16 protein-coding genes, 2 rRNA genes and 1 pseudogene are annotated in these 12,680 nt (G+C 34.0%); 14 read left to right on the forward strand and 5 right to left on the reverse strand.

All coding sequences use genetic code 11. The features are described from left to right. Together BKP45_RS09970 and rrf are read left to right on the forward strand one after the other, a co-directional pair. Window positions 1-177: ribosomal RNA gene (locus BKP45_RS09970) — 23S ribosomal RNA — on the forward strand; the annotation flags it as partial. 205 nt (window positions 178-382) lie between these two features. Beyond that, window positions 383-498: ribosomal RNA gene (gene rrf / locus BKP45_RS09975) — 5S ribosomal RNA — on the forward strand. Window positions 499-640: 142 nt separating this feature from the next. Here rrf and BKP45_RS22955 read toward each other — a convergent pair. Beyond that, window positions 641-1,117, reverse strand: a pseudogene (locus tag BKP45_RS22955) (aldo/keto reductase); the annotation flags it as partial. A 66-nt stretch (window positions 1,118-1,183) separates the two neighbouring features. On the opposite strand from BKP45_RS22955, the gene BKP45_RS21550 reads away from it, so the two are divergent. Then, window positions 1,184-1,321, forward strand: coding sequence for a hypothetical protein (locus BKP45_RS21550; RefSeq protein ID WP_211272964.1), 138 nt, complete (start codon window positions 1,184-1,186; stop codon window positions 1,319-1,321). 75 nt (window positions 1,322-1,396) lie between these two features. Here the strand turns inward: BKP45_RS21550 and BKP45_RS09985 are convergent, their stop codons facing one another. Continuing rightward, window positions 1,397-1,951, reverse strand: a complete 555-nt coding sequence (locus BKP45_RS09985; protein ID WP_071389553.1) for a hypothetical protein — start codon at window positions 1,949-1,951, stop codon at window positions 1,397-1,399. Between the two features lie 270 nt (window positions 1,952-2,221). Between BKP45_RS09985 and BKP45_RS09990 the strand changes: the two genes are divergently transcribed. Further along, window positions 2,222-2,551 (forward strand): PadR family transcriptional regulator, encoded by a 330-nt coding sequence (locus BKP45_RS09990; protein ID WP_071389554.1) that lies wholly within the window; start codon window positions 2,222-2,224, stop codon window positions 2,549-2,551. Then, window positions 2,548-3,237, forward strand: a complete 690-nt coding sequence (locus BKP45_RS09995; RefSeq protein ID WP_071389555.1) for a DUF1129 family protein — start codon at window positions 2,548-2,550, stop codon at window positions 3,235-3,237. The genes BKP45_RS09990 and BKP45_RS09995 overlap by 4 nt, the downstream gene beginning before the upstream one ends. Before the next feature lie 794 nt (window positions 3,238-4,031). Here BKP45_RS09995 and BKP45_RS10005 read toward each other — a convergent pair. From BKP45_RS10005 to BKP45_RS10015, 3 genes are all read right to left on the reverse strand, one after another. Then, window positions 4,032-4,718 carry a hypothetical protein gene (locus BKP45_RS10005; protein WP_071389556.1) on the reverse strand — a complete coding sequence of 229 codons (687 nt, stop codon included), beginning with the start codon at window positions 4,716-4,718 and terminating at the stop codon, window positions 4,032-4,034. A 565-nt stretch (window positions 4,719-5,283) separates the two neighbouring features. Further along, window positions 5,284-6,468, reverse strand: coding sequence for a DUF2812 domain-containing protein (locus BKP45_RS10010; RefSeq protein ID WP_071389557.1), 1,185 nt, complete (start codon window positions 6,466-6,468; stop codon window positions 5,284-5,286). Beyond that, window positions 6,461-6,757, reverse strand: coding sequence for a PadR family transcriptional regulator (locus tag BKP45_RS10015; protein ID WP_071389616.1), 297 nt, complete (start codon window positions 6,755-6,757; stop codon window positions 6,461-6,463). Before BKP45_RS10015 ends, BKP45_RS10010 begins: the two co-directional genes overlap by 8 nt. 552 nt (window positions 6,758-7,309) lie before the next feature. Between BKP45_RS10015 and BKP45_RS10020 the strand changes: the two genes are divergently transcribed. From BKP45_RS10020 to BKP45_RS10060, 9 genes are all read left to right on the forward strand, one after another. After that, on the forward strand, window positions 7,310-7,537 hold the full coding sequence (locus BKP45_RS10020) for a hypothetical protein (protein WP_071389558.1): 228 nt from the start codon (window positions 7,310-7,312) through the stop codon (window positions 7,535-7,537). Window positions 7,538-8,128: 591 nt separating this feature from the next. Continuing rightward, window positions 8,129-8,563, forward strand: a complete 435-nt coding sequence (locus BKP45_RS10025; protein ID WP_071389559.1) for a hypothetical protein — start codon at window positions 8,129-8,131, stop codon at window positions 8,561-8,563. Window positions 8,564-8,740: 177 nt separating this feature from the next. Then, a complete protein-coding gene (locus BKP45_RS10030; RefSeq protein ID WP_245747419.1) occupies window positions 8,741-9,610 on the forward strand; it encodes a hypothetical protein in 870 nt (289 codons plus the stop codon). Between the two features lie 147 nt (window positions 9,611-9,757). Beyond that, entirely contained in the window at window positions 9,758-9,982 is a 225-nt protein-coding gene (locus BKP45_RS10035; protein ID WP_169824091.1) for a hypothetical protein, read from the forward strand. Between the two features lie 340 nt (window positions 9,983-10,322). Next, entirely contained in the window at window positions 10,323-10,535 is a 213-nt protein-coding gene (locus BKP45_RS10040) for a hypothetical protein (RefSeq protein WP_071389561.1), read from the forward strand. 106 nt (window positions 10,536-10,641) lie between these two features. Further along, window positions 10,642-10,860 carry a hypothetical protein gene (locus BKP45_RS10045; protein WP_071389562.1) on the forward strand — a complete coding sequence of 73 codons (219 nt, stop codon included), beginning with the start codon at window positions 10,642-10,644 and terminating at the stop codon, window positions 10,858-10,860. 170 nt (window positions 10,861-11,030) lie between these two features. After that, window positions 11,031-11,489 (forward strand): hypothetical protein, encoded by a 459-nt coding sequence (locus BKP45_RS10050; RefSeq protein WP_071389563.1) that lies wholly within the window; start codon window positions 11,031-11,033, stop codon window positions 11,487-11,489. A 90-nt stretch (window positions 11,490-11,579) separates the two neighbouring features. Beyond that, on the forward strand, window positions 11,580-12,119 hold the full coding sequence (locus BKP45_RS10055; protein WP_071389564.1) for a DUF7010 family protein: 540 nt from the start codon (window positions 11,580-11,582) through the stop codon (window positions 12,117-12,119). An 84-nt stretch (window positions 12,120-12,203) separates the two neighbouring features. Continuing rightward, window positions 12,204-12,416 (forward strand): hypothetical protein, encoded by a 213-nt coding sequence (locus BKP45_RS10060; protein WP_071389565.1) that lies wholly within the window; start codon window positions 12,204-12,206, stop codon window positions 12,414-12,416. Window positions 12,417-12,680 lie beyond the last annotated feature (264 nt).

Consider the following 12,680-nt stretch of genomic DNA (forward strand, 5'->3'; position numbering starts at 1 on the left):
ACGTATGGAAGGGATAAGTGCTGAAAGCATCTAAGCATGAAGCCCCCCCTCAAGATGAGATTTCCCTTGGAGTTAATCCAGTAAGACCCCTTAGAGATGATGAGGTTGATAGGTCTCGGGTGGAAGCACGGTGACGTGTGGAGCTGAGAGATACTAATCGGTCGAGGACTTATCCTAAAATAAGAATTGAATTCACACTCAAGAAACTTATATGTATGTTATCTAGTTTTCAGGGAATGATCTCTGAATAATATTAACTGACAAGAACTTAGATAATCTGCTCCTGCGTCTTCTAGTATTGCTTCGAAGAAAGCTTCCTCGTCGCAAATCTGCATGTAGCAAATTCTAAGAAGCATCACATGATGTAATTGAAGTCAGTAGATTTAGTAACGATAGCGAAGAGGTCACACTCGTTCCCATGCCGAACACGATCGTTAAGCTCTTTTGCGCCGATGGTAGTTGGGGTTTTACCCCTGTGAGAGTAGGACGTTGCTAGGTAGAGTAAAGACACATTCCAATTGGAGTGTGTCTTTTTTGTGTGTTAATAAGTCAGTGGGGAGCGAGGGGACGGACCTATTGCTTCCAAATCAGTTACCATTCTGTAATAAACGAAATGGAAGACCCGTCCCCATGCTTCAAATTAAGGAAGTATGTTTCAACGGAATGATATCTGCTATACCATTCTTCACGGATGAGGTGGATATCGCTAGCTTTTATACATTCTACTAATCGGCCTTCATTCATCGTTCCGATTACAGGCTGCATGTTCGGAGCAGCAGCCATGCAATTGCAATTGTTGTATTTGATACCTCATATTTTGCAGCAACTTCATCAATTTTTTTGTTCAATTTCGGGAACTTTTCGTTTCCGGGGGATCCCACATCAAAAAAGCCATACTGGAAATCATCGTTGTTTTTGTAATACATAATTGAAGCTGTAGCAACGATCGGTTGTTTTATGTATTTCCTTAAAAGGTTCATCTGCATCGTATTCTGCTTGGAAACTCCGAAATGTCTTACTTTTCCTGAGCTTTCGAGAATATCGTAGGCTTCTGCAACTCTTTAGGCTTCATTAGTGTGTCCGGACGATGAAGAAGGAATACATCCAAATAATCTGTTAATTATCTCGTTGAAGTAGATCTTGATATTAGGAATTAACGTTACAATCAAAGGAAGTACAACGAGTGAAGTGGGCGACAAAAGAAGAAATCTTAACGATGATCGACCAAGAAATATTTATACTATACCATAAGAGTTTGATAGAATTATTACTTGATATGATAAAATACATGGGTGTCATAAAAGACGTGTTACATTGTTAACCATGGGTTAGGGTCCCCGCTTTTTTAAATTGTTAGTGTATTGGGGGACAGGCACTGTTTCAAGGCACTTTCACACTACAAAGTTTCTACCGGAATAATATCTGAAATGAGCGGAGAATTTATTGAAAAAAGACAATACAAGTCAGTAACCCCATTTTGTAGTTTGCAATTTCGAATGACAAAGCCTTCATACTCTTGACGAATAAGGCTGTTACGAAATTTTTCATTGGCTTCCTCCATATTTAAAAGGATAACCTCATCTTTCCAGGTAGGGTTTCTTTTTCTGGCATGAAAATATTCACAATATTTGTCACGATCATTCATAAACAAATCATACGAATCCACGGTATTAGAATCATATATCTTAAGGTTTGGTTCATCAATAAATACTTTGTAAATAAAGCCAGTTACCGGCTTATCAACTTGAATGACCTTAGGTTCTCCATCTTCCCAAAATTCCGTTTCTGACTTTTGAAAAACTGTCTCCTTTCCTATTGCATAGGGTTTCGCAAAATGAATATCAGATGTAAGCCAAAATCCAATTGTACCAATAACGTTATTGACGTTTTGAACCTTTACTTCACTGATAAAATCTTCAATTTTATTCATAGTACCAAAATAAGCGATCATTTTCATACCTCCCATTTTTTAGATTGCCCAATTCTGAGTTTATCACTTATGGATAAGTTTATTAAAAAATGTCAGAAACACTTCGGCTGTGAAACTATTTTTGTGAAACAAGTAATATGGGGAGTGACAGTCACCACTTGCTAAAGAAAACAAAGAACACTATTTTGCATTGCAAGGTAGTGTTCTTTAATGGTAAACTATATGGTATTACAAGGTAGCTTATTTTTTGGCTTTCTCTTAAATATAATGTAATGCAAGGTAGGTGAAGGAATGTCCATACGAAGCCAATTATTAAAAGGTATCCTTGAGGGCTGCATTCTTGCGATTATTGAACGAAAAAGCGTGTATGGCTACGAGTTATCGATGTTATTACACAATTATGGCATTGAAGTTAGTGAAGGTTCTATTTATCCGATCTTATTACGCCTGCAAAAAGAAATGCTAATAAGAGGAGAGGTGAAAAAATCTCAAAGCGGTCCGAATCGTAAATATTATTCTTTAACAGATAGTGGCGCTCGTGCACTAAATGAGTTTCAAATACACTGGTTAGATATGAAAGTATCCGTTGATCAGCTATTAGATATGGGGGATAAAAATTGAACATTCATGAGTTGGTCGAATTAAATAATCAAAAACGAAAACTGCTAACTAAAGAGAAACGAAAATACTATGAAAATATGCTCGTTTATATAAGACTGTCATATAGAATATCGGATTTAGAGACAGAAGAGACTTTATCGGAATTGTTAGACCATTTATTAGATGCACAAGGAGAAGGAAAGACTGCAGAAGAAGTGTTTGGAAAAAATCCCAAAAAGTACGCAGACGAAATCATTGGAGAACTTCCTAAAACGGTGACAAAGGAGCGAACGTTACTTATTGGTTGGGGAATCTTATTTTTTTTAGCAATGGGTATGATTCTCTCTGGAATAGTAGATCTCGCAAGTCATTATTTTTTTACAGATGATGGACTTATGAAAGAATTTTACCTAGGCTCAGCTTTGTTGAAAACCGCGATCTCGATTCCGGTAGCATTTATTCTACTTTATTCAATCATCCTTTATTTACGTTGGTCTTGCTTCAAAAAGATAAATAAAATTGCCGAATTTTTTATCTTTTGGTTGTATGGTGCTTTCTCGGTAGGGTTATTTGTTATCTTTTACCTTTTCATTCCTTCAATCGGACCTGAGTTAGAAATTTCAGTCTTTATCGTGATCATGAGCGGGATTGTCTTGTTTATTTTAGGCACTTTAATAAAGAGAAAGGTCGAAAAGGGTAAACGTTAATAAACATTAGTTATTAAAATAGCTTGTTTAATGAACGCGTACTGTAATTTGTAATGAGTCTGTTGTGAAAAGTGTTCACATAAAGTAACAAATGCAATCCTTCTAGAAGCAGGGATTGCTCTTTTGCTACGAAGATTTTATGTACCTTAAGGAAACAATGTCTTTACGATATAGTGGTGAAAACACATGTGGTAAAGATCTAAATAACTTAGAACAATACAATAAGAAAACCATAATTCCTGTGGTATTTATATTGAATTTGGTTGGTATACCTTAATTGATAAACTAGGGGAAATGTGAGGTAGAGAATATTTATTAACTTGTAAAAGGAGTGTGTTAATTATGGTTGGAGTAGAAATTAATATGGTTGTAAAAGATTGCTTAAAAGCATTGGAACTATACGAGAAAAATTTGATATCGAGCGTGTGGAGGTTTCAAATTTTCTTCGTGGGGAAAATGAGGGAGTTTTTATCCTATATGGCGTTCACTTTCATATGTTAGATGAAAACCAAAAATTCCATTTGATCGCACCAAATCCTGACGACTAGGCGTCTTGGAGATTGGATGGATAAGTTTAATGGAGTACCCACTAAATATCTAGACAACTAAAGGTATAACTTAACTATTAATCTACTGGTTCAAATTCTTACAACAGAATAATAAAATGGCTACAAAGGAAAGAGTAAAAGGTATGTTGTTAGGTGCTTGTCAAAAATCGAATCACATTACGGTGAAATATTTACGTGAGGTCTAAAATAATGAAAAAAGCCATATCAACGACATGACTTTCAAAATTAATTAGATTGGAAATAATGTCCTGTACGCCTATAAATTCCATCTAGTTTCCAATCCCTGTAAAATCTAACGTAAGTAAATTCTCTTGTGAATTGACCTGTTTCTTTATTTGTTCTAACTTTTACTGTACTTTTCCAAGGTAAAGATAAAACCTCTACTTCACCTTCTTTTATATCTTCTAAATGAGGTAAAATGTCTAACATTGTGCTTGGTGTAATTGAATTGTAAATTAAGGTTTCAGTAGGGTTATCACTTTTCAATAAATCATTAATTAGTTGATTATGTGTGTCGTAAACTTTTTTATTACTTTCGTTTATACCAGTAACTATAAAAGAAAAACTTAAAATAGTCATAATTCCAATAATAATACGTTGTTTTCCATCAAGGAATACATAAGATTTTTTTGACGTTTTTTCACTGTTCTCATTTTTCAATAAGTAATAAATTGACACAAAACAAATTGGATATACCATAAGAAATTGCCAAAACATCATATACCAAAAATCATTACTTATATCAATGGACATTTTGATTAAAGTGAAATCTAAAAACAACATAACTGTACAAAACTTGCCTAATCCACTTGAATAAACAAAATTTTTCCTGTTATTAATAAGGACACGAACCACAATCAATGGCAACATTACTAAAAATGTTAATGAAATGTCACTAAAAATTGATACCAAATTTCCACCTCCTTTTAATTAAAATAGCTTCCGTCTTTTTTACTTCAATAACTCAACATTTATCCCACTCTTAAGGGGCAAGTAAGACCCCCACCTCAAAACTTAAGAAAATCGAGAAGTTTAGGTGGGGGATAAACTGCCCCTAAAGGTCCGATATAGAATAACTTTCATCAGTGGGGATGAAGGAAAACCCCCACTGATTGAAGTTCAGCTTTATCTACTCGCACAAAAATGATACATCTGTTTTTCATGACAGTTAAACAAACACCATAATAATTATACAACAAAAAGTAAATTTCCCCTTCCGGTATTTGCTATTTCAAAAACCACAAACTTTACGAAGAGAGCCTTGGTATATTACTTTCTTTAGCTAAACAAGGAGATGAGAGGAAGGTTGGAATTTTAAAAGGTTGAATAATAAATTTCGTTCAAATTCGACAAGTGAAAGGTGTTTACAATTTATAGTTCGACATACACCAGGCACCTGTCGATTAAATTGAAACAAAAAAGAAGCCCCCAACCCAGTTTTAGGGTTCAAAGGCTTTCGTGATTTGCTAGCTACCATTTACGTTGTGTTTTTAACCCGAAAGAAGTAGCGCCACGTTTTTATCGTGTGTTTTCCGAATGTTAGGATAAGGACAGCGAAGATGAACATGGTGAATCCTTGGGTTGGTCTCGATTCACTAGGTTGATAGAAGAACCAATTTGTTAACATATAACTATATAATAAAATGATTGGTATAAATAAGAGTGAATAAGAAGTGGCGATGCGGCGAGCAGCCTTGATACTTGTTATTTTGTCTGTGTATATTCTAGGTTTTACTTCAGCTACTTCGTATTCTTTTGACCATATTGTCCATTTTTGCAAAGTTGAGCTGGAGGAGTATACGTGCTTCCAACCATTTTCTTTATGCATATTGAAGGAACTTTCTTTGGCGATGTTTTGGTACTCGGTGCAATAGCTTATGTTTCGTTTTTGTTCTCGGATAAAGTAAAAGATTGTTCCTGGTCTAGCGACACGGTAAAGGTTATAGCCTTGCGATTCCATCTTTTCGAGCCATTCTTCCAATTTGTCGGGTGCTATCATCCAGTTTAATTTCCATTTCCTCACGATTTTTCCTGCTCGTATTAACTCTTTTTCTTTTTGTTTCGTAATTTGTTTTGAGGTATCTGGCATCGGCATATATGCAAAGGATTCGTCAATGAGTTGTTTGTTCGTTTTCTTAATTTTGATGAGAGAATAGATCATAGCGATTACAAACAGTGTACTGAGCGCCGTTATCGTATAAGTGATGATCCAGTATGGGCTTTCCACAACGATGATCTCGGTACCTGAAAGAAGTGCTGTAAGAAAGATTCCAAGGGGAATGAGCGATACCCCAATGAAGTATGTGAGAAGACCACAATAGACGTAAAAGATTGTTCGGTTACGTTTTATAATGTTTTCGCGAACTGATGTAGTTTTGATTTGACTGGTTGGCTTTTCGTTCGCGATGATCGACCATTTTTTCTTTTGAAAAACTTGGTGCCATCCGTCTTCGATCCGGGCATTTGGTAAATTAGTAGATTGGTTTGGGCCATAGTTGATTTCATATGTGATTTTTTTCGGTTGGTCTTCTTTAAAGTAGAAAGTACGTGTATGGCGGTTTAGTTGATGGAAATGGAAACCTTGTTCAGCCATATTTGTGAGCCATTGCTCTGTTTTTTTAACATCAAAGCTCCAAAATGGTCTAAATGCTTTCTTAATCATTTAAGCCCTCCTCGTATTTTATGGCGTTTGCATGAAGTTCTTTCAGCCGTTCAATTTCAGCAGTGAGCAGTTGCTGGCCGACCAACGTTCGTTCGTAGACAGTTTTGCGTTCCTCATCGGCGTAAACAGTGATAATGCCGTCTTTTTGCATTTTAGAAAGTGTACCGTAAACCGTACCAGAACCGAGACGGAGTCGTTCCTTTGTGATTTCTTCAACATGCTTTACGATTCCGTAGCCGTGGCGGGGTTTGTTTAAGGAGAGGAGAATGTAAAACGCCGTTTCCGTCATTGGTACGTATTTTTTAATGACTTTTTGAAGGTTCAATGCTTCGTCCCCCTTTGTTGTGTAGGTGGTGTATCAATAGCCAATTTTAGTTACTATCATTATCTATATATGTCGCATTTAAATGTGTCATGATGTGACATAGTTAGTAGCGTTACTATATCATGGTGTGACATATATTTCAATAGGAGGATTTGTCGTTTTGTTAGTGGCCAGAGGGACGTTCTTCCACCGGTTAGGACTTAACTGTGCTAATGGAGCATTATAGTTTAAGAAACTTTTTATAAAGGTTATTCGTATAGGTAGATAGAAAGAGAGTTTTTTGGAGGGGGATTATTAATGTTGTGGGATAAACCTAAATGTATTTTATGTGAAAATGAAATTAAAGAGGATGACGTTGTTTTTGTTAAAATGCTATTGTGCTAAAAGCTACCGATAGTAAAATTTCAAGTTGCAATGTTGCAGCTCTTTCGCGTACTTAAAGTAACGTGTTGCATGAAATCCCTAAACTTTTTTGAGAGTTATTTAAAATACTAGAAACAAGGATGTGAGTTAGTAGTGAAATATTTACCGTACTTTCTGTCTATATTGGGATTTTTCTTAACTATTATTCTTTATGCTTTATTAGGTAGATATATAAATATTGATTGGTTTATTCTTTCTTATTATGGTAACGCATCGGCTGATGGCGCTAGATTTACAGCGGAGATTGCATGGTTTCCATTATTATTAGCCATTTTGGCTGGCTATTATGGTTGGAAATTAGGTAAAAGAAAACGGTCTTAATCAACATGTGAATTTGTCTACTTACAGTAACGAAGGCTTAGCTAAATAAAGGGTATCTTACTACTGGAAAAAGAAGATAACCACCAGTGATGTTGGTTATTAAGATTTTTCATATGGATTACCATATTGATAATAACTTTTACCACTCAGTAGCACCTTAAATCAATCATCTGTATATGAATTTATTTTTGAAGACCGTTTACAGGTGGTCAGGCGATTTGGGAAGTAAAAGTAGACTAGAAAAATATGAAAATGGGGTCATTCGCCACTAAAAGGTTAAGCTGAAGGATGCTTTACTTAATTAAGAAGTAGAGCTCTTTTTATAATAAAAAGTGGAAAATAATGTTAATCGTTAAATTGATAATCATGTTATTCAAGTAAAAGGCAGTTTAGTGACATAAGCCATTTGGAAGGCGGGGGAATTTTGAAGAAGGTATTTATCTTAGTTTTTATCCCACTCTTAAGGGGCAAGTAAGACCCCCACCTCAAAACTTAAGAAAATCGAGAAGTTTAGGTGGGGGATAAACTGCCCCTAAAGGTCCGATAAGTTGAACTAACAATCAGTGGGGGATGAAGGAAAACCCCCACTGATTGAAGTTCAGCTTTATAAGTATTTTTTTAATTGGTACGCTAGCTTACATAACTACAACATATTATTTCAATCCGATAACTTTTAAAAAAGACGACGTTACTTATTTAGAGTGGAGCTGGTATAAAAAGCCTCTAACTCTAGAATATTTAGTTTTGGAAGGTGATGATTGGAAGGTTAAATATATTGATGATGAAAATGAAATCAAATTTGTTTTTGACGAATTGAAAAAGAGTCCAATTATTTATAACTTTGAAATTGAATATAAGTCTGAAATAAGAGAGGTTATAGTTAGAAGTGGAGATGGGGGAATTTTGTTGCGAGTGAGGCAAGAATGGGCTGGAGATAAGTTTATATTAAAACATAATATGACTTATTTAGAATTAACAGATGATTTAATTGAACTTTTTGATAATCGATTCTTACAAGCTGAATAAGATTTTGATAACTAAATTTTAAAAGAAAGTATTTACTCTTAAACAAACGAAGGCTTAGTTGAGGAGCTGTTGCAATGGAAGTTCCTATTGTTGTTAAAGTACAAGGATAGTTTACAAGTAAGGTGCCGTTTTTTAGGTGAATTTAGAATGAATATATAACTCTTCAATAAGATAGAGGTGATTGAAATAGAAAAGTTAGTATTACAAAAGTACTTTGATTATTCATCAAATTTGAATTTGATAAGTGGTCAAATAACAAAAGAAGGTACATTAATTTTAATTGAGAGTGATTTACAGGAATTAGATTTTTTTCACCGTCCTGTACCAAAAAGAAATTGGACAATCCAAATTATTAAAAGTGATAGTGTAGAAACAGTAGAGCTCAAGAATGTTCCTCTTTTACCGACAGGAGTGGATTTGTTTTCAGATGGTACTTTACTTATCGTACAAGGTAGATGCTTAAAAGATGGTAAGTATATTGAACGAAATGCAAGAAGGTATAATCCCAATGGGCAACTAATTGAAGCCTTTACACTCGGAGATGGCATTGAACATGTACAAATTGATGACAATGATACTATTTGGGTGAGTTATTTTGATGAAGGTGTATTTGGTAATTTTGGTTGGGAACAGCCAATGGGTAGTGAAGGACTTGTAGCTTACAACATAAATGGGCATAAGTTGTGGGGGGCAGGTAGTTTTGGAATTGTTGATTGTTATGCCTTGAATGTTGCAAGTTCTAAGGAAGTATATTTTTATTACTATGCTGATTCTTTTCTTGTTCAACTTAATGAGATGAAAGAGACTATTCGCTATCGAATAGAAGGAGATACAATTAACCAATTTATATTCGATAAAACGAGCTTAATTGGTCAAGTAGATATGAATACAATAATGCGTTTTCGAAAAAATAATCGAACAATTACTCCAAAGGAGAAACTACAATTAATAGATGAAAACGGTAAACCTATTATCGGTCCCGTATTTATGCGTGGAACTTTTCTATATGCCTATGGTAAAGATGGAATATATATAAAGAGATTGTAATTAATGTACTTAAAGTAACGAAAACGTTAGTGAAAAACAAGAGTTGCAATTGCAACTCATTTTTTATACCCACAAACTGGAAAAGGATGTTAAGCTAAAGAGGAGATTTCTGCAATAAGCGAAAAGAATATTCATATGGGGATAGAAATGTTTTCGGTTGTAGTTGGTACTTTAAACGTAGTTTTGGTAATTGTTAAACTAATAATAGCCTTTAAAAGTAAAGATAAGTTTTTATCAAGGGTTCATTCTATGTATAGCTTAATGTTCATTTCGTACAGTGTTGCTGCCTTCAACCAAAACTTTTTATTTTGGGTTCCTGGTTTAATTATTGGTCTATTAGCTGTTTTTCTTAGTCGAAAAAACGAAGATTGAAGTAGATTTCTACTTCAATAAACGGAGTACTTGAATCGGAGAACACTAGATTTCAACACACAATTGGTTAATCAAATGGAGGAAAAATGAAAAATAAGAACTTAATTTTAAATATAATAGGGCTAATGTTTTTTGTATTGTTTATTTTAGGCATATTGTTATCAGGTCGTAGTCCTATGCTGATGATAATGGGGTTGACTGGTTCAGTTGGAATCTTCTACTTTATTTTCCGTATCGTTTCTAAAACACTTTAAGTCATTAAGGGGTATTGGTTTTTTATTGAGTTTGTGCTTACTAATAGTTTGAATTTTAAAGAAATAAATAAAAAGGAGGAGTGTACATGTTAGCTCAATATCTTTGGGTTAAATGGGTTGAAATTATATTCATGAATTCTATAATTATGGTCTTTGTCATGTTAGTTTTTTTTAGCATTGAAAAACTTTTAAATATTACATTTAGCTACGGTCTTTTATTTATATGTGGAATTTTCCCTTTAATATTTGCTGAAATTTTTAAATATAAAAAGTGGTTACGAAACGGTGGAACTTTCTAGGACTAAAAAACATTTTATTTAACTAAAGAGTTGCTTTAGCTGAACAAGCAACCGCTGCCCTTTTGTCACTAACGGGGATTTGGTTTAAGGTGGAGGAGGTATTTTTATGAAAGGACTAACTACGTACGGGAAAATATGCGTTATATCGAGTGTGATATTTTTTGTCTTTGGCATAACATTATTGGTGAACGGTATTATCACTGGACAATATATGAGCTTAACGATAGCTTTCTTGGGTTTAGGTTTTGTATTTGCTGGAAACCTTTACTTATTCAAAGATTTTTCTTTTAGAAAAAAAGAAGATGAAGAGGATTCGATTGGGTAATTTCTAGAAAAATATATAATTTATGAAATAATGTACTTAAACAAACGGTAGCATTACTTTATGAGCCTGTTGTGAGGCCAGTTCTTACTGTTGTTGAGTAACGAAGTAGGATATGTAACGGGATAAATTATAATTTTATAATTAGGTGGGAAGTAAAGAGAGGTATCTATATGTTAATTCTCCGTTATGGAGTTACTGGATTCGGTCCTGCACCATCGGTAAGCAAGACGGAATTCAGAGATAGATGTTATTCAATGTTTCATAAAAAAATATTCAAGTTTATCGGTGGGGAAACTGGAAAGAGTTTTTATGAATGCATTATTAAAGATAAGGATGACAAATTTCATATTTTATTAAATGCTCAATACCCTTTTTTGGCATTTACGGCGCACCGTAAATTAGATATCCTCTATTTACCCTTTATTGAAATTCCTGAAATAGCCAAACCACTTAGTCAATATTATGAAATCTTAAGCCCTGCTCAGTTGAATGAACCTTTCATATACACTAAAAAAGGGAGAAAGATTCGAGTGAAAAATAAAAACAAGTTGCACCATGAAGAATTACAACAAATTGCCTATTGGGAGTCTGAAACAGTTGGAGAAGTAGTATTTAATTTCTATGATTAATTTTTAACAAACGGGAGTGATTGCGGAACAGTACTGTAGCTTTTCAACTCATTGGAGTAAATTATCATAATAGAAAGTAGGGGAAAACGATTGGAAGTAACAAGAATTAGAAATGAACTATCAGTAAAAGGAAAAAATGGAATTGGATTTTTATTTTCTGCTGTTGTGATTTGGTCAATCATTACCATAATATTTCTGCAACCAATAGAAATACATCAAAAAAACATATACATGTTATTTTCAACAGGTTTAATGTTTCCATTATCCGTTGGAATTTCTTCATTAATTCGGTCTGATTGGAGACTTAAAAATAATCCATTAGGTGATTTAGGTTTATATTTAAATCTGGCTCAGTTTATATATTTTCCTATCCTTTTTTGGGGTATAATAAAAAGTCCAAATGAAGCTATCATATTCTTCGCAATAATAACTGGGGCACATTTTTTCCCTTACGGTTGGTTTTATAATGCTAAACCCTTTTATGTAATGGCACCAATAATTACAGTTATCATTATATTTCTGGGGATATATTTGAACGGAGAAGATTTGTGGTTAATCCCATTTTCTATGATAATACTTATTTTGTTTTTAATTTTATGGCTCATCTTAGACTACAGGAGGAAATCTTAAAAGAATTAAGTTTTGAACGAACGGGTAGCGATAGCGGAACAGAGCTCTCGCTTTTTCAACTATTGAAGTAGGGAGGTTCTATAAATGGAATGGGTAAGAAAGATTACACCAATACAAGGATTAGTAATGATAGGAACGATTGCAGTTATGGTTGGCTCAATCTTAATAGCCTCGCAATCATATTTTAGTTATTTAGAAGTGACAGAAGCGGCTAATGGTTGTTATGACATAGGTGGTGTTCCAATTATTGAAAAATCTGGACCAGGAATGACTAACTTTCACTGCAATATGGAATAACTTATTCAAGTAAAGTAGTAGCTTAGCAAGAACTACTTATCAAGGTGGACGAACTTTGCTAAATATATTTAAAATTATATTGTCAATATCAATTGTCACATTTGGGGGCTTTATGTGTTGTTTTTATTAGGAGTTATTTCATTAGTTTTAGGGTTAATTGAATTAAATAAAGACAGAAAAGACATTTTGGGGTTATTTCTATAAATTGGAGCAAATAAGTAATCAAGAGGATTACCAGTTGGCAGGTAAGAGGCGTATTAAGTA

The organism is Anaerobacillus alkalidiazotrophicus (assembly GCF_001866055.1).